Source organism: Citrobacter sp. R-1.5.2 (assembly GCF_035064245.1).
Taxonomy (GTDB): domain Bacteria; phylum Pseudomonadota; class Gammaproteobacteria; order Enterobacterales; family Enterobacteriaceae; genus Citrobacter.
The window spans coordinates 1-270 of sequence record NZ_JASEYC010000112.1; the positions used below are offsets into that span (position 1 = coordinate 1).

Here is a 270-nt window from a genome sequence, read left to right on the forward strand (position 1 = left end):
GCGCATAGGATCCTTATGTGAAATTTGCATATTAATATATGCGTAAATTGCATTTAAATAATATTAACGCCTCTGTTAGCGTTTTGACCAGTCCCTCTGACAGGAACCGCACATGACTGCACCACGACTGGAAAAATTACGCCATTTCATTCATGAGGTAGACCGCCTGCACCGCGAACACCACCAGGCCGCCCCGCTGCTTGACGCCGTGGCGCAGCGGCTGGCGGCGCTGGTGCGTTACGACGACTGGCTGCCGGAAGAGTACACCCT

At 52.6% G+C, this 270-nt stretch carries 1 pseudogene; it reads left to right on the plus strand.

The window, feature by feature from the left end:
• Nucleotides 1-112: 112 nt before the first annotated feature.
• Nucleotides 113-270 (plus strand): annotated as a pseudogene (locus QMN38_RS26840) (cysteine dioxygenase); the annotation flags it as partial.